The following is a 20,708-nucleotide window of genomic DNA, read 5'->3' as shown; positions in this document are numbered from 1 at the left end:
CTGCTAATTCCGCATTGATGCGTTCAACCTCAGCCTGAAGTAAGCTCAGCTTACCTGGAATATCAGCAATCTGTCCGTCTATTTCCTGCTGCTTTCTCCTTTCTGCCTCAATGCTGGAGTTCAACGAATTACGCTCGGCTTCGCTTATTTGTGCATCGCTCAATAACGCCAAACACTGCGCTGCTCTTTGTTTAATATCTACTCTTGCGAGTTTATCTAATCTTACCCTTAAGACACCAAAGCCTATAAACCTATACCAAATACGCTCAATCAGGCTCCTGCCTTCTAATTCATCCAATTCCGCATATCCTGTATTTCCTATCAATGCCATGACCCTGGCTGCCCTATCAAGAAAATCCTTAGACAAGCTTTCTTCAGCTCTCCCATTGAATACCTTAGGAAAACGGACCATATCCCTGAATTCTTGCACCCTAAACATAACTTTGGCCCGGCCAAAACCTACTCCCGCAAATAGAGCTTTAAGCACAGTAAGCATATTCTGTGCTTCACTCCCGATTAATTTCTCAATGCCTATAACCTCTGTATTAAAATCAAAAGCACACTCAAGATCCAAAAATAGCCTTCTTGCTCTTTCTTCATTATGGTCCGGGATGTCGCTGAATAATACCTCAATATCAGAACGTGTCCCGGCCATCAGACGTATAATTGCCCTTGCCCTGCTTTCAACATTTACTACCTCAAGCACAATTATTTCGTGATCAAGCTCGGGCCTCTCCTGGCATCTTTTGGCAAGATGGCTATGGATCCTTACATCATCGGCATTAGAAATCTTAATTACGAAAGGCGGTTGTTTATTATTGCAGGAAAGAACAGCAGATATTAATCTTTCTCCTAACCACTGGCCAGGGTCTAGTTTTGATATTGCCGTAAAGGCTTTATTAAACTCATTTGAATTCGTCAAAGGAGATGATGTCGCTTCTTTGTTAGGGTGCCTTGCCTGATACTCCTCGACAGCCTTGCTATATTTATGGAAATCAGAAATCATCGCTCTGGCCTTCTCCTGTATTTCTTTTAACCGCTGGATCTCCTGGCTGGTTTTAACTTGAGATCTATAATAAGTAAATGTGTAATCAATCTCTTTCTCAAGGAATTCAATCATTCCGGATACTAAAAGCGGCATAACAAGGACTACCTGCCTGGCCGCATCAAAAACGTTCACCGAAATATCAGCTTCCGGATAATCTTTCCCGGTTAACAATGTATCAAGCTCCCTTAAGAATTCGCTAAACATCCCCCTCTTAAGATAAAACATAGTCAAATTGTATTGTAACTGTACCGGATTTACACCTAACTCAAAGCGCTGTATCAGCCTTACTGATTCCCTCATGCGCTCATAGCAAGTCTCGGCAATTTTATCTGCGCCTAATAATTCACAATAAAATCCGGCTCTCGCATACCTTCTTCTTAAAGAATTAGCGAATTCTCTGAAAGTTTTATCATATACGCTCCTTTTACCAAACTCTAAGCTGTTTACCATCTGGTCAAACCTGGTAAGGCATTCGTCATGAATATGTATTGCATGAGCCACCTCCCTGGATATATCAACTGCAGTCTCACGCATCAGATATAATAATCTGTTCTTTATCTGGCTTTCCTCGACTAACCCCAACCAGCCTCCATCTTCCGTAAAGGTCCTTACGATATTGTTAAGCGCAAGCCTCATATTCCCACGCCTCTTCTTTTCTGCTATCTTACGGTAAGTATTCAACCAGAGCATTGTATGGAAAATATATTCTGCGAGTTCATTCATATCACCATCCGAATCTAAATCAAAATCTGATAAGAACCCTTCAGGTAAATACAACACCTGCCTTCTCCTGCCGGCATGTATAGGGCGTACGATCATGTTGTCAAAATCTACGAAAACAAGCCTTATCCCGCCAAGCATTATAATAGTCATATGCGTTAAGGCATTTGATAAGGCTTCTTCATAACTCTGTTTTCCCAAATGCGCCACTCTTCTTTTGATGATTTCGATTGCCCCATGTATTTTCTGCATAGCTAGTTTATCGCAGGAAAGCTCGATATCTTCTTCTTTTGTAATATTAGCGGCTGCTCTTGAATAAACTGGCTCTCTTCCTTCCCATAATAACTTATGGCTATGAAAATGGACGGAACTGCCGACAATCTGACTAATAGAACGCTCTGCCAATAAGCTTATGCTTGAAGGCTGTCTTGCTCCGACCGTGCTGTCAAAGAATTTAAGCAGTAATCTTTCAGGCTGCTCAAGATAGCCAAGGAGAATAGCATATGGCATAAAAGCAACACTGGTTGCTTCAGGAAAATCAGCCTTGTATATATCCGTAAATATCCGCTGTCTTGACTCTTCGGAGTCATAGCTAACACCTTCTTCTCCAATATTGACATTAAAATCTTTCTTGATCAGCCTTATTAATTCAGACATGGCTTCTGGCTTTGTCATTCGTTTAGATTTGTCCGTATCCAATAAACGCTCCCAGAGATTTATAACATATTCCTGTGGATGCCCATCGGAAACCGGGCTTGAGCTATTATTGCTGGCCTGGTCCGTATTATTCTCATGCCCTATTCTATTAATTGCAGAGATAACCGGAATGTGATCGCCTTCTAATTTTTCGTAGCTAAGCTTAAATTGGACATGATCAGTAGTATAAGTAGGATTATGGAAAACCCTCCAAGTCCAATAATGCTCACTCAAGACTTTCCTTAAAATACTGTTGAACCCATCTGCGAAAAATCCACGACCTTCCCTTAAGAGCACATCACAAACGCTGATTAAATCTGTCCCAAAAGCCTGCATCAATGGAACGGTCTTACTAAGCGCATCAAGATGAATAAAAACAGGACCCAAGTCATCTACGATAACATCACATCCGATATCCAATCCCGGGTTATCTCCTATAACGATAGACCTTCTGGCTGCTTCCCTCTTTACTTGATCAGATGACTCTATGCCGGGATAACCACACTCTGTGAATATTTCGGAGTAATATTTAACCCCTTTAAACGGCATAATTTTTTTCCTGGAATAAAGCAAGCTAAAAGAGCCCCTTAACCCGCTTTTGTCTAAAAACCTATTCATGTGTTTCTCCGGCGCAGATGTAGCAAGCACATTCATTACACCTGTTTTTCCTAACCAGCCCAGCGCAAGAAAAATATCCCTTCTTAATACAACATCGTTAATTGCAGAATCATAATAACCCAGAGTCTCATCCATATCCCAAATAGCTACTCTTGGATAGGAACCGGCAGCTTCTTTCTGCGGCACAGGAGAAGATATTGACTCAACACCGCCACTCTTTGTTTTATATTCCTTTAAAGCATCCAGTAAAACCTGCCCTTTTCCAATTTCTTCAAGTATGTTCCTAATGCCTTCTTTTTCTACCGCAATAATCGCATCAAGTATAAACTTTATTCTATCCTGCTCGCTATTTAGCCTCATTGTTTCATAGTGCAAATAATCGCCATAAGCGCTGATAAGGCCGTATGCGCCAGCATCATCTTTGACCAGTTCGACTAAAAGCCTAAAACAAGCATCCCTTGTATGCTCGTGGCTGTCGCGGGTTCCTTTATCGGTCAATGCCCTTACAGCCTCTGTAGTAATCCAGCCCCCTTGCTTCATCCATTTTTTAAATACCCGGCGGGCTGATGCGATATCCTCTTTATATTCGGAATGTAAAAGCCTTACGAAATAATGCACTCCTTTACCAACACCGGCCTGTATGTTAGTCATAAAGATAACTTGCTCCATTGTATCTCTTGAGCGCCAATCACCAAGCTGGTTTGCCAGTTGTATCCCGCTTAAGAAATAAGCCGTTAACCTCCTTATATCTGTGAGCCTGTTTAACCCGAATGATAATTCTTGAATAGTGATCTTACTCTGTTTATAAAGGCGCATAAGGCGGCAGATTTTCCCTTTTGTGGTATCATCAAGCCTGATACTGGAGTTTATCGGGCTAGAGCTTGAAGTGCATAAAGGACATCTACAACCATTTAATATGTTATGACCCTCTATCATGCGCTCTAACACTACAGGCAACCATAATCCTTTACCTATATATTGCGCATCAAGAGAAACTCCTGCTTTTTCAGCTATGAGGCTGCCTATTGTGGTTGCAAATATCGCGGTTGCACGAGGTTTTCGCTCCCACCCTGCCTGCTCGCCTCTAGGCGAAGCCGATGGTCGGGTAGGCAGGCAGCCACGCCTGAGCGCCGAAACACCTTCTTGTAAAAGAAGGTAAATGCTCCCCACCAGCCACGGAAGGTAGAACATTTTGTTTCGGCACTCAGGCGCACCTGTAATCTTGTCCTCCGGAGCACTGCATGATAAATGCTGGGCGAAGGAGGAGAAGGTAGACAAAAATCCTTTAATTACACGCAACGGCCATAATACAAACAACTTAGAAAACGCTTTCCTGACAACTAAAATATTTATAACACTATTTATCGGGCTTGACGAAGTTTTACCATTCCCATTTTTACCTCCGTTAACCTTCTTTAAATGCTCAAGCAAACCAGCTAATCTTTCTCTTTGCAGCCTTTTGGCCTTGGTTACCTCCACTGGCTCAGCTGGAATTAATCCCATTTTTACTAATAGCGCTGAAACTATACCCATTCTTTGCCTTGAATACAGAGAATTTAACTGCCTTGATACAGACTGAACAATAGGATCATCGTGGGTACCCTGGAAATAAACTTTCTCAAGGAATATTGCTCCTCCCCTCTGGCCTAATTCTTCCTCAATGGCAAGGAAAACTATATTCTCTGGTATTTTCAGGCGGTTAATAAGGTCAGAAAACATCTCTATTTCAAGGCATTTTCTGGTAGTCATACCAAAAGCAACGAGTTCTGTATGCACTCTGCCTGCCTCTTCCCGGACATATATATCCCGTAATTCTACATCAAAGGGGTACCTTCTTCTCTCCCTCAAGTTATCAAAAGCTAATCTTACCCTTGGGCCCAAATTACTTGTATCAGTTATACCAAACAGATTACTAAGCAATATTTTTCTGCGCTCAGTATTCACCAGCTCGCCGCTAATCCGGCCAAGCTGATTTGCCGTATCAAGCCTGTCAGCTACGTCTACCATCTTAAGACTGAATTCGCTTGCTAATGTGTTATAAACGACCTGTTGTGGATAATAAAACCTTATTATCGTCTTAACTGCCTCTTTAAGCACCTCTGTATACCGCCTTACATTGAGCCTATCCCAAATCCTTCTCTCATGTATATCCTCAACGGTTGCAACATTATCAAGCATTCTTAACTTTACACCGCAATAAGTATCATTGTCATAAATTGGCAAATACAGGATCTTAGAATCTACAAATCTTACCTCCAGATTCTGAAACATTGCATACGTAGCTGCGTTCTCGTTAAAGCCAATCTTTGCTAATACAAATGCTAACCCTCTATGAGCCCTGCCTAACCCCCTTAAGTACCCGGCGATATTTCTTACGGCAATCCTTCTTATATCAGGTAAACCGGTATAACAGACCGGAAGGCATTCTTTCAATTCGTAATCAGACATATCTTTAATATCTTCTTCCAACTCGCTCTCTGCTTCAAGATCATCGACACTTCTTGTTATGTCAAAGGTAAAATCGCTTCTGACTCTAAAAACTTCCTTTGCCCTTTCCGTAAAATGATCGCGCAACTCAACTGCCTCTCTCTCCCCTAAAACATCCTTAGTCCAGGAATATATCTCATTTCTTGTCCTCTGAAGGTTTCTTATAAAAACTCTGGCCATACGAAAATCCAGGTTATAAGCTTCAATAAATTTACCCATATCCAGAGAACAGACATAACCCACGGAAGGGTCATATCCGTAATTCTCGGCTTTAATGTCCCAGTCAGCGATTCCTCTTGCCATAATCGCCCTTATACTGGATAAGAATTCATCAATCAGCATTTTCGCTGTTTGCATATCGCCCTGCCCAATAGTATCGGCCAATATACCTTCACACCTTCTTTTGCCTAAAGAAGAATCAAAGACTCCTTCTTTGAAAAACACGTAAACGAATTTTTGTATTACTGCTTTCTTAAACAGTTTCTCTTCAACCACTCCGTCTTTATTCCTGACCTTAACAACCAAATCTTCCAGTGTCACATAGCGCACGACTAAATGGCCTAATCTTTCTGCTGCAAGAAGGTATCCCTTAAAAGGCGCAGGCATATTGAGTAATTCCTTATTATAATCATGCACATTTTTTACCACTAAAGTGCGTTCATCATTTATATAGACTGCAGCATCTCCGCCTCCGTTGAAATATGTAAACTCTTGCCCGGCAATCCACTCCCTGAATGCTTCATTATTCAATCTGACGATTTCGGCTGTATCTATGCCCGATACGGCTAATTCTTCGGAATATTTCATCAACTTAAAATTTCTGTGCATATCTATAAGCCTGGTGCTTATCCTCTCAAACCCGTCATCAATACCATAATCAAGGTTATACCCTGATTTATAGAAAACAACATGGAAACGGAGAATGCGCTCCCCGGTGAAAAGATCAACCAGGAGAATCTCCCTTCCGGGCTCTCGGTTTAAACCTACTATGTGAATTCTGTCTATTTCAAGATATGATATTCCGTATTTTATAAATATTCCGTATGATGAGAAGATATTCCTCAACCAATCGGTTATATCCGAGTTTATCTCATGTGAAATTAATCTATTAACTGTGATTGATGGTAATCTCTCTGGGTCTATCGGGCTGGAACTCTTTCTAGGAAGGGACGGTTCTGAAATCATGAGAGAACTGTCCCTTTCTATAGGGGACGCTTCTGCTTTAGTTTGAGAACCGTCCCTGCTAGTTAATGGGCTGGAGGAGATGCTAATATTACGTGCTTGCGGTTGGCTCAATAATGCGGGAACAAAATAGATTGCTGCCGGAGGAGCGCGTATCAAAGCATATCCCATCAAACCTATACGGCTTAATCTGTGGACATCAACAAACAACCTGCTCGCCGAAATATCCGGATTCAACTTTATTAGTCTGGGCAGAGATCCTAAGCTGGTAACAGGGCTTGATGATCCGGGTACTGATATATCAACTGAAACCATGATACCCTCTCCGGCAACTGATTCAATCTTAAAATCAGTAAATTGTGCGCTTGTGATATTACTCAAAATATACAAACCCTTACCATTCGAACCGTATGTTGAGAACCCTAACCTTAAAGCAGACTCTATGTCTTTGATCCCGGGCCCTTTATCTAAGCCAATAAGCCTTAACCCTGAAATATTACCGTCCATGCCTAATAAATAGTAAGCAACAAAAACTCCTGAGTGTGCAAATTTCCACATATTTGAAATTATCTCAGATGCTGCAAACTTTCCCGGGCTGGATAATTCAACATTATCACGATAAACAAGAATTCTTAAATCTTCCTGCATCTTTTCAATAACCCCGATAATAGAATTAAGTAACCATGCTCCATCGCGTGTAAAACGAGTAGCAATTATTGTATTTTCTTCATGCGCGCCTTGCGGCTGCTCAACGAACCTTTCAAAATCAGTCATCAACCAGAAATGAAAACTATCATTTCTCCTTTTAAGCTCATCCAGCATCCTGCCTGCTTCAACTATCTTCCCACCCCTCAAAGTTTTCCAAATCTTAATTATCTCTCTATCGATATTAAATTTACTATCTCCTTCTAAAGGCGAAGAAGCCCCATTGATATTCTCAATCCTCATATTAAACCTATCAAGCATCCTGGTCATAAAACTCGGGTATTGAGAATAATCAAGCTGCTCTCCGAGCAACTTTGCATAAACTAAAGCAAATTTCATTGCTGCAGTACGGCTATCAGCAACAGGGAGCATACGGGTTGCGTTATGCATTATGTCGACAATGCCATCGGGCTTTTCCTGCATATATTTAAGAACCAACTCTACCCATTTCTTATTAGGCAAATTCTGTATTTCTTCGAAAGATAAGCCTTTCTGGCTAAAAATATGCGCATAGAAACGTGCCGAAAGATCTTCTAAGGCTTTTTGCAACTCTGCCGGAGAAAATGGTTCAAATAGATAGCCGTTGCCTCTTAACCCATGCGACATGATGTTTGTTAGTTGCTGGACAGGCCCTCCGGTATAACTTGATACAGGAATGTTCCCGCAAATTAAATCTTTCTTATCTTTCATGCCTGCTGCCTCATAAGGAGGTATTGAAGTTTGAAGGCTTGCTTTTGCTCCTCTTATCACGACCTGAGAGTCTTCGGTAGTCCAATTCAAAAATGCATACCTGCCTTTAAGACTTTCATCTTTAGCAAAATTCCTTAATCTTTCAATCCAGTCCTGGCAAAGCTTGTCTCTTTCATGCGCTTTGCCGCCAACAATAAAATTAAAGCCTAACCCTCCTTCTGCTGGATCAGCACATAAATAATATATACCTGTTAAGTCCGAGAAACCAGGCAAACCAGTTACAAACGTATTCCACTTAAAATCTGCAAACCTTCTGGCTTGTACTATAGTAGGCCTACCAGCCTCTAATTCAATTCCAAAGATAAACTTTATATATTCTACCATCTCTGCTTCAGCTGCCTCTTTTTGCTCCCAAAGCACACTCTGAGGCAAGACTTGTCCGCCATCTGCGATCTGTGCTTTTAACATCCAGAAAAATGGCCATATTGAATCCTCTATTGCGAAATATTTCTTCTTAAATTCAGGAAAAGTATTAGCCATAACTCCACGGTGTTCAAGCCCTACAGTCCCGACGCATTTAGCTTTTAAGCTTAGCGCATAAAATGAATCATAAGACCTGCGCGGCCTACCGTCTACTAGCCTATCCGTCAGTAAACCTTCATACTGATCTACATTCATACCCAGAACCATATCTATGAAATACGGCTCATAGAACGGAAAAGCTTGCGGGACTACTGTATGTGCAAATCCTACCAGATTTTGCCTGCCTCTTTCAAAACGCTGGTCAGCATTAAACTCTGGATTATAGAAGAGATCAGGCACTAAAGATACGGCTGGAAAAGATTCATGTACCTGAATAATATCCGGGGTGATATCAAACGCCTCCATTGTCTTCAATACCGCTCTTGAATAGAAAGATGCCTGTATGAATCTTTCCAAAGAGGCTGAATCTCCCGGATATAAACGATCAGCAATGCCATCAGGTATCTCTATAAAAGGAACATATGAAACAACTTCTATCTCCTTAACTGTCAGGCGCATTAATATTACATTTGTCTTGAAAGCTCTGCCTTGTAGATTAAGCGATATTTCCTTAGAATCAATTCTTTCCCATTTCTCTAAATCATCTTCAAAGCCATTCAGTATTACAGAATAATCTAACTTTGATTTTGGATTCATTGTTGCCTTACCTGAAGCTATTTCCTGTTGCGGCCCGACACGATAAACAAGCAAAGGAAAATAAAATGTGGCTCCGCAATAACGCAGAGCCCTTAAAAAACTCCCCATTAATACACCCAAGCCTCCACCCATGGCACCATAAAGCCAATGCATAAGTAAAGTCGCCTCCATGCTGCATACGAGCACATTTTTACCGGTCAATTGAGAGAATGGCGCATAATCGACCTTCTGTTCAGGTATACTAACAGGAGGTATCTTATCAATATAAAAAAAGTGCCTGTTTTCTATTATCAGCCTGAATTTACCGGAAGAATCAAGCAGGATTAATTCAACGTCTATATAATCTTCAAATCGGTAAGTATCTATTTTCCAAGAATAAACTTTTGTCTTGCCCTCCTGGACAACAGCGGCATTCTTTGGAAGCCTCACTTTTGCTCCATTTGCAGTAAGCGCATTTACATAGACCCTTGGGGTATAACCATTTATTACCTTATGCCTTAATTCTATATTAAATGGGTCATATTTTGTAACTGCGACTTTCCCTTCTTCTTGAGGATGAAAGCGCCCCGCGCTTAAAGCCTCATAAAGATGGCCATCATGCACAGATGTATTTAAAGGATATAATTTGAATTCAAATATATTTATTATCGTATCAAGGATCCTTTCTCTTACCCCGTCGTTCTGGCTTATGCTTGTTGCGCTTATCAGCTGGTCAACAATCCAATCTCTTTTTTCATTCGAGTCTACGCTATTAAAGAAATCAACAATCATACGCGGCGTCTCCGTTGAAGGGCAATGCATCATAACGTTGATTACAGATCTATCAGAATAACCGCTTACAGAAGGATGAGGTACAGGGCCTAGAAATTCATCGTGCGAAATAATCCAAGCAACACCCATACGCACATCACTGCTCTTATGGAATAAAAGGATATGCATGGCTTCCTTGAATGCAACATCAAACCCGGGTTCTTGGCTTCTTGATTTATATTCTTCATAAAGCCTGCCTGCCCAATCATACTTAGTAGCTGATTCCGATTCAGCATCTTCTATTAATTCAATAATGTCAAAAATAAGGGCATTGGATTCAATAGGACTTGATGAGCTATGCCCAAAAGCTGCTATCTCTGAGGGATTCGGTATGGCTATTGTTTTACTTGTTCTCGCCTCCTTAAGCGGGGCCTGCTCATATATCTTCTCATGGTAACCGGCAGCTTTCCACTGAGCCACCGCCAAATCAGGATCTAACTCTTTCGGGAAATCAAAATCAAGGTGCCATATATAAGGCATAGACTCTCTGTAAAGTGGAAGGTCATTCTTGGCCAGAGTCTCAAGTATATCTTCGGTGATTATAACCACGCGATCGCCAACCTGCCCGCTCGTACCTGAAGGATGCTCTGCGCTTGATTCTGCGAACATGGAATTGATTGCAACTCTGTATTTGTGCGGCCCGTTGGCAACAAGGATAACTTTACCTCTTCCGCGGGACAGGGCGCTTAAAGGCCCTTGAGTAGGACCGAATTCAGGAACACGCTCAAGTATTTCAATTACACGCATTAGCTCTTCATAAAATGCATCCCAAGAACCAAAGGCTTCTTCTATCCTTGCCCTTGCCTTATATGTAGGGTTAGCGCAGAAACGCAAGAAATCATCAAATCTGAAAAGTGAATATTCTTCAATGAGAATTTTGATTGAAGGGTTGATATCTTTTTCACCGTCTTTAAGGAAGTCCCAGAAGTTATTTATTGCGGTAGCAAACATTATCGGCGCCATGAAATCAGGACGTAGAAGCTGGCTATGCATATTCTTGCCATATAAACTAAACCATGCATCAAGGATTCGGTTGTAACGCAAGATAAGTCCGTATAAGCGCAGGCCAAACCGGAATATGCGGTCCCTGTCTATCCTTGTATTTTTACGAATTGCATTAAGGAATATCTCAGCGGCAGCCGGATCCGTATAAACAAATACTAATACGCTGTGGCTAAAACCGACATGGCCTTCCATACCGATCCCTTCATTGAGCACAATGACTGCGGTCTTATCCGGGCCTAGGCGCTCGCTGAGTTCCTTAGAGAATACCTGGACTGCTTCATAGCCGGCCATTGCTGCTGCCATCTCAAGATTAAACCCTGCGTTAAGATATTTATCTATCTCTACGTCAAGCCTTGGGGCAATGATAGTGGCAGGGTCAAAACCAAGAGGGTCAATAACTGCTGAACGGTGTATCCTGTAATAAGAAGCTTCTCTTCTCTCTGCTAACAGGCGCTTGCCGAATTTAACCCAGAAAACATAATCATCAAGGAAATCCCACCAATCTATATCTGCCTGAAACCCTATCTTACCTAATAATATCTTTATCTCTTCATTGGTTGAACCGGTTGCCTGCTGCATAGCAACTGAACCTTCGGATAATTCAAGGATAGTCTTATCGGTCAAACACTGAGCAACTGCCATTCGCGGTTTATTATGCACCCAGACGTATAATTGATACGGGCTATAAGTAATCAACTCAAGAAAGCGCTCTAAGGAAAGCTTGGAATCGCTCTTATTTGAAGTAGGGGGTATTATACGGGGTGTCCTGTAAAGATTTACGCCGTCAATCTGGAATGACCGGCCATTATAATCTACTACTTTTGTACCCGGAGGAGTTACTCCTCTATGATTAGAGAAGATATTCCCCTTACCGCCATGAAGGCCCTGGTTCCTTACTAATTCCTGGGTTAAGTTGCCGAATTGCCCGGGAGAAGTAAATAAATAATCTTTGGCTGTCTTGCTTGAGGCAAGTATAGTTACAGGGGAAGAAACTGTATGTGCCAGAGATAATTCTTTAGCATTTCTTTCAATCGCCTCTGCCAAAAATATTAAGGCCGATAGAGTATGCTCCAGCCTTATTTCGCCTCTATCTATATGCAAGCCAATAATTCTTATCCGATTATTTACCCAGGCATCCACAAGATTATTTACTTCTGCCTTTAATGCCTCCTCAGAAATAGCAGCCACTGGCATAAAATAATCCAGATCAAGGGTCACATAACCCTCCCAACCATATTCCCATTCAGATGGCAACGCCCAAACTTTAGAGAAGAAACTATCAGACTCTCTTCCTTCGCTGTGAAATTTATCTCTCAACCAAAATAATCTTATATTAGGATGATACCTGGTTATTAAAAACCTTACCCAATTTCCTGATGCTAAATCAAGGCCATCGTAAGTATCGGAATGATAATCTATCGTTGCCAGATTTATAACCTCATCTGTATGCATTAGTCCTAAATCATGCAGCCAGCCAATTATCCTCCAATGCTCAAACTCGCTTTGAAGCGTTAATAACACCTTATTGATACCAATGGCTTTTAGAATTACGCTTATTCTCTCACCGGTATCATTAATTTCTTTCTGCATCCCTGCCTTCTGCTCTCTATCCATATAGGATATCGGCGAAGAAGCTTCCCCTAACTCATAGTCATTAGAAAATTCATCATCCGAAGAATGTAATATAGAATCAAGTGGATCTGATGAACGCAAAACTAATATTACCTTCGTCCACCTTCCGAATAACGACCTGATAATAAGCTTGCCGTTATGTGCTTTTTCTGTTACATTCAGAGCCTCAGCTAGGCCTAAGCCTGTGCCTTCGGCCTTAGTGGTAAAATCCCTGTGCTTTGCCCGGGTAAGGGCATATTTATCCATCCCGTTGCCGTTATCCTTACAGGCGATTCTTATAATGCCATTTTTATAATCCATACTAACAGTGATCCCTATTTTAGACGGCCTTCCCTCAACTCTTGCATCCAGCGCATTTTCAATCAAGTTAGCAACAACAGCTATTACTCTCGGGACGTTTATGAATAAAGGGCGCGCACCATGGTAAGTCCTAAATCTCAGCTTCAACTTATCACATCTACCTGAATACTCCGAAACTAAGTCTTTAAATTGTGCCTTTAAGCCTTCCACGTTACATTCTATCGGCATTGCCTGGCCTTGGGCCAGTGCTAAGGTATCCTGAAAGTACAACAACGCCCTTTCTAATACCGGAATCTCATTAGAAAAACCGGTTAAATTAAAAACCTGCATGGTTAATTCTCTATTATTCTCAAGATAGGCTAGAGTACATTTGATTAAATTCCGAATTAATCTTGCCTGCTCATTCCATAACTGTGGTAAATACCTGCGCGAATAACGGCGGTAATGTATAAACCTTGCGCTTATGTTTTTTATATCCGCAGCTGTATCTGAAATAATGTTAAAGAAATCAATGCTCTCCTGAAGGTCTCTTAATATATCTCTTGATTCATCACTATCTATCGCTGCTAACTTTAAAGCTGCTATTTTAAGATGATTTGAGAATGTAGTAACAATTCCGCATGGATCAGGGTACTCTCCGTGATTTAACCTGCGTAAGGCAATTTCCATAGACACGGGGTCATTACTGATTAGCTTAACTTTAGGGAGTCCGGCAAGGAAAGCACGCCACTCCAACCATACATGCATTCTTAATCCGGATATTGGCGATGATGAAATTGATGAACCCGCTGAGAACTCGCAATTGTCCTCCACCCTACCTACTCGCCTCTCGGCGAAGCCGATGGTCCGGCAGGCAGGCCTGCCTGCCCGGTAGGCGGGCAGCCATACTTGCGTACCGAAACGCCCTCTCTGTAAAGAGAGTAAATGCTCCCCACCAATCACGCCCCGTTGCAAAATTGGAAATATTCTCCACCAGCCACGGAAGGTAGAATATAACCGAATACAAAATATCTTGCAACGGGGCACGGAAGGTGAACTACCCTGTGGATTAAGCAATGGTCTTATATTTATAACAGAATTACTGCGAAGCTCCGAATTTAATATCATTCTAATACCGAAGGCCGAATAATTTCGACGATGAATAGATCCTCCACTTCGCTCAGGATGATTAGAAACACAGGGAGAACTCCCACTTGAGAACAACGATACAGTATTTGCTTCGACAAAATTTAACCTACGCAACACTCTTCTTAAATTCTCATCCAGCTCATTCCTAATAGTAGCAACATCAGAATCAGACATCGTCGTATCATGGCTGATAGAAGTACTTCCGGTCTTTCTCTCAAAAGCTCTTATTTTGTTTGTATAAAACCAAACTATCCAATTGTTTGCTGCATCGTATATAAAATCTTCCAGGCCGCGATACCAATATTGACCCCTTCTTACAGAATCTCCAAAAAAGCTTCTGGCTAAATTATCATTTAAGTTTTTTACCATAAAACCGAGCTCGGAAAATAACTCATACCAAGGCCGAATAAGCCTGTTGAGATATTCTGGATTCTTATCTTCCTCGCGCTCATCATTCTCGCCTACAGTATAATAGGCAACCGCCCATTTTGGATTCAAACCTAAGTATTTACCAATAAAATAACTTGTAATGAAAGCCCGCGTGATCATCTCTCTGCCCGCGCCTACCGCATTAGTCCCTCTATGTATATCAGAACAAACATAAAATTCTACTGCTTTATCAGTAATAACCATACTTATAGAGCCAATATATATAACGCCATAATAGAAATCTCCTTCTGCCGATATCCTCCTCTCTTCCGAGATTGCATGTTTTTCAATCTTCCACTCTTCTCTCATTAAATGACTATGCAGAATATCTGAGGAGATAGAACTAAAATCAACTGAACCAGGAAGCAACCGCATAAAATCATCCTCGTTATCTTTTAAGAAATGGTTTCTATGGTCTTTTGCCTTTTCTCTTGCGTTTATTAACAGTATAGGTGCCGGCCAAGTAGAAAGATAGGGATACTGGTCAACCTTATTACCATACACAGCATGAGCCCTATCGATATAAAACCATTGCCTCCAAGATGCTTCAACTACGCGCTCAAATTCATCTGTGCGCATATACATATTCCCGCCCTGATGATAGAATCCAATCTTTTGCTCAAAAATAGTATCAAGATTAATAATATCAGCGTTACCGTATATCTCGTGGAAATCTTGCCCATAGGATAACCCTATGTGCTTAAATATTGGATAAGTAGGATATTCTGCCCATTCAGGTTCAACTGCACCTTCGTCATTTTGAAACCTAATGTATTCTGTATAAGAAAGCCCGAAGAAACGATGTACAAGCGGTGGGTCCAACCATAGCCTACGCGCAATATGTAAGGCTCCTTGATATGCACGAACGACTATCTCTTGAGCAAGTTTCTGGCTTCGGTAAACTGAATATAGCGAACAGGAGTTCATGCTTACTGCCCATGGCGTAATAATAACTTCGGCGTTACCTAAATTTAACACTCCTTTTTTCAAACCAAACCCCAAAACAATAAAATCTTTTTCTGTCTTCTCCTTATCAAGGATCCAATACTCGCTCATATCATGGCTCAAAATAGGCCCTCCCAATGGCGGCAGCGATGGACTATTATTCTCGAATGGCGAATTAGATATAGGGCTAGAAGATTTCCCGCTATCGCTACTGGAATTTCTATTTAAATTTGTATATTCTTTGTTATAAATACGGATTAAACGTACATAATATATAGTATTGAGTATCAAGCTTACTGAAGCCAATAGAGCAATAAAAGGCATGCTGGAAAAAGTAACACCGATAATTAATAAACGGGTTGATATGCCAAAAATACTTAAAGCGTATATGGAAAACGCTTTCTTTTGCGGCCAAATAAAAACTTTTCCTTGTGGCTTTTGCTCTGGCTGGACCTTAATTTCTTTCCCACCCTGGCTAAGTACTGCTGGCGGTCCTTTGAGAGGATGATTATTGTTCCAGAATATTGCAAAAACTGCAACCATGATATCGATTCCAACTAATGTAATTAAGAACCTATGTTCATTAATGAAATTCGTAACCCTCAAGAAGCCTTGACTGAACTTTCGCTTGGATGAAACTGCCAGATTCTGAAGTAAGGTCAAGCCACTCGCCTGAATCTGCCTTACCTTTGACCTTACCTTGTGAGTCAATGAAGAAATTATAAACGTGAAACCATTGCGGATATTTTGCAAAGACGTAAATACCATAATTTGAGGCAAATACTTCAACCACTTCAAGATCTTGTAGATTAAATGCGTGCATTTTATACTCTCCTTGTTAGTAGGGTTATTATCAATGGGGCTGGAAGATTGTGCTGCTTCATAATTCCTAGGCCTCATGCGTGCCTCTAACATTGTAGCGTAACCTACATCTTCAGTATTAATAATCATATCCCATGTTGAATCGAGATTCGGGTCTTTCCCAAGATGGCGGACAAAGGCTACAACAAACGGCCTGACTCTTTCTAAGAAGTATTCTAAGGCTTCCTGATCGGCTATATCTTCGGCTCTCTTAGACCTCAGAAGAACAAATAAATCCGGAAATAAACCATTCCTTACAAACCAATAAGGCGCCCAATATCCCTCGGCTATAATTAATTTCTTGCCTTGTGCATCTCTTAAATCACCCAAGAACTGATCGGTTTTAGCCTCAATATAAACATCCACCTCTTCAGCCGAAACTTGGCCAATACCAAAATTTTTAATCAAAGAAGCTATTCTGGTCTTAAAATTCCCCGGATATCCCCACAAAAGAACTTTAAACGGATTACCACTCTCCCTGTTAGTTGTAAGCTTATTAATAAGTTCTCCGAGCGTAAGCCAACCTTCTAGGATATTACCAGATTTGATTGTGCCAATGGGGCTGCTAGCCAAGATTTCTTCGTTACCGTTCTTGCTTACTTTCTTGGCTATTAAAACATCTGCTCTGCTAGTAGAGAAATCTCTTGTTTCCTGCATAGCCTTATCTTCATCTAAGATTCCTTTCGCAATATGAACTACAACTTCATGATAAATAATCTCAAATTGTTTGGTATTCGGACACTCGAAGAAGTAAGGATGGATAAATACGCTCCGGGTATTGATATTGCAGGCAGCCACATTGCCCCGGGTTAATTCCAGATTAGTAGTAATCACTAATCTCCATTTTAACTGTGGACTGTGGACTGTGGACTGTGGATTTAGAACAGGCGGTGCGCGACCTAAAAGACGCTCTAATTCCTGTAACCTCTGGCTTAAGGCTTCGAAGTGGCTGTCAAGGAAGTTAGAGTGATTCAAGGTCAAACCTGATACCTGTATATCGATAATAGCTCTCTCCTTTCCGTATTTGGCTTCGGTTTGCTGCTGAGCGTATTGCGGCACGGCAAGCGGATACATAAAATTCTCAAATCCGGGTTCAAAATGTTCTTCTTGTACCTTCCTCTGGATATCGGCCCTAAACTGCTGGCTTTTTAATCTAATTTCTTCCTTTACCGCTTCTCCACGGACAGGATCTCCCTCAAAGACTTCTTTAAGCTGATGTAGTGTGCGATTGTATTCATACAACATACAAACCGCGGGTGATATTGTAAATAACCCTTCTTCATTGATGTACTTTATTACATCCTGACGCTTTTGACCTTGCCAAATCTCATCAAGAGTATGATCATGTAAATTACCAATAACCAAACGCTCATTTAGCGCTAGCTCAACGCAATGATACATATTCCCACCAGGTACTATAAAACTAACCCATCCGCAAGCTAAACATTCTTTAAATGGTTTACCGGCATTACTTACACCCTGGAATCTATCAACTGGTATTGGAACCTGAACACTCGTTCCGCGCAACACAGGTTCAACTTCATGTTGAAGGATTTGTAAAGCTTCTACGAAAAATTCATCTGGTAACTGAGCCCCTTTATAGAAGAAATCATAATAAGCTTGATAATAACGCTGTAATTTAACATGATTCTTTACATACTCTATCGCTTCAAATGTACTGGGGGTAAATTGGCAGCCACCCACATAACGTACCGTAGGGCGATAAGCAAGAGAATTAATCATGCCTGGTACGCGATTGTCAATTTCCTTAACCCTTTTAGCGATTTCGACTAAATCAATAATATTTAAAGGGTTAACAATAACACCTACACCAATACCAACAGAAGAACCAATTGATTCTTTAGCCTTTGCGAGACAGTAAATATTATCAAGCACGCGATAGAATACTTGTTCTGATCCTATACCATGAAATAATCTATGTATAACAGGCGTACCTGCATTTAGGCTGATTCGAATAAAATTGATACCAGCCCTAATAATCTCTTCACATGCTTCTTCGTTTAACAAGCTACCATTGGTAAATACACCGACATTTAAACCAATTTCTCTTGCGTAACGTATACCTTCTAAAGTTACTTTACGATTAACAAATGGCTCACCGCCTCCAGTAATTACTATAGCTTTAACCCCTCCTTCTTTAAGGCGTAACAATATGCTCCTTATCTCTTCTTCATCCATTACTAGCGTATCGCGCTCAAAATCATCACCTTCCATCAATGCCCTGATTTCTTCTTTTGAATGTCCATAACTGCAACTTGGACATTTGTAATCACACAACAACGAAGGAACAACCTGGACTGTAACCGGTCTTACCCCATAAAAATCGCCATGAAGAACCTGCTCCATCCTATCTGTATGCGCTAACCATTTATCAGTAGTCATCACGCCATAAGATCTATTGCTTTTATCAACCGGGCTGCTAGCCGCCTGCACCACACCTGAGTTCCTATCCAGTATTTCCGGGATAGCCTTTGTCTCAGGTAATCTCTTGGTCACCTCTACCACAAAAAATGCTATCTCAAGCTCAGGGCGCCTTGATATATTCCTTACGCTGAAGCTGGCGATATTACCCTGGCCAACAGAATTATCTAAAATAATGGTATCACCACCTTTGTATTCCTTTGTGACTACAGGCCTGCCCTCTTCATCGTATGTGACGACTATAGGCCTGCCCTGGGCATCATATACGGTTACTTCGGCTTTTATGGAAGAGTGATCAATGTAACCTGCTTCTTTAAGCTTAGATATCTCGGCAGCATGCTGCTCGCCTGTCTGCTTATCTTCATGTACCCATGGCCATTTCTCTTGTTCGGCATCATCAAAATCAAGGAACCATTTATCCTGGTAACCTTCAGGGAGCCTTCGGGGATAAGGAATGATATGTATCACCTGGGCTTTCTCTTCGGGATATATAGGGGCGAACCTGAAGATATCCATATCTTGAGGAGTAACTGCACCGGGCTCCAAGACTATTATGTTATTAGCGATGGTAATCGGCCTGTACATAAAAGGAACGGGATTTCCGCTACCATCAGATGCCATAAACATATCAGCGGTTTCTTCATCGATTAAAAGCTTGGAATTATATGTACCGTATCCTCTCCTGTAAACGGTAACCCCGTCTCTTACAACTGTAGAGACCTCATCTGTACTTATAGTTACCTTATCGGCCTCTATTTCAACATCCTCTTCTATATCGGACACGAATTCCTTAATGATCTGGGTCACCGGGTCCTTTATGGTAAAGTCTGCGCTGCGTTTTAATTCATCATCGGTAAATAACGAATGTTTCAATCCAGGAGGGACAATAGTTACATCGGCAAATGCGGGATTAATATATATCCCTGTCTCCCTTATGTATCTAAGCAGCCCTGCCTGGTCTTTTGCGTCCAGGAATGCTTTTATCTTTGCCTGTACCGAACTGTCAGCGCTAAAATAAACACCTTTATTGTCACAGAGGTATACGGTGCGCTCAAATGTCGGGTGGCTGTGCATTGTCTGCACATATGCAGGCTTATCTTCGGCAAAGGTTACTCCTATACCATCAGAGAAGCGCCTTCCTTTATGGAATGCAAAATACTGGCGTTTCCAGGAGGCATTCAAAGGACAGGGGACTCTCGGATTCTTAAGCTGACTAAAAGGGATCCTGCCTAACTGCTCTTTGTTAAGGAAGAAAAATGACTCTCTTCCTGCGGCAATACCCCTGTGGGCAAGGATTTCAATATATTCTCCAAGGAATGTACCATTAAAGAGGTTAAGCTTTCTTACTTTAGATAACGTGGATCCCGGAGCATCTGGATCAGCAATATGGAATATACGGTTTTGCATACGGTCTCTTCTTGCGGCAAGCACGCTTTCGTCTTCAAGGCTTATAGCAGCTCTTTGAGAGTAGATATCCCTTAGCTCCTGCTCATCGCGCTCAATTTCTTCAATTACACTATCTAAATCAACCAATACTGAAGGGTTATCAATTAATGCCTTTAACATGCTAAGTGTATGCTGAGGATATACCGCCAGGATATCTTCTTCTGAGTAAGTATTAAGCAATACCTGGAATAGCTTTAAGTCTTTCTTTATAAGCTCGTATTCTTTGCGGTAGTAGCCGTACTGGCCTTCGAATCTTGATTGGCCAAAGAGATGCAATAACCTAACGGCAATTATAAGAATAGCTTGATTATTTGGTAAGGATAATAGCTTATTTATAAATGATTTGCTGAATATGATTTCGGATGCAGAGGCTTTACTGTCATAA

At 41.2% G+C, this 20,708-nt stretch carries 1 protein-coding gene (running past one end of the window); it reads right to left on the bottom strand.

What is annotated here, in order from left to right:
• Positions 1-20,708, bottom strand: part of the annotated coding region (locus C4533_05260) for an HAD-IIIC family phosphatase (protein ID RJP28364.1) (this coding region is incomplete at its 5' end). The annotated region extends 55,292 nt beyond the left edge of the window; 20,708 of its 76,000 annotated nt are in view.

Source organism: Candidatus Omnitrophota bacterium, from assembly GCA_003598025.1.
Lineage (GTDB): Bacteria > Omnitrophota > Gorgyraeia > Gygaellales > Profunditerraquicolaceae > Profunditerraquicola.
The sequence above is the reverse complement of the archived record's forward strand: the minus strand, read 5'-3'. Positions and strand labels throughout refer to the sequence as shown.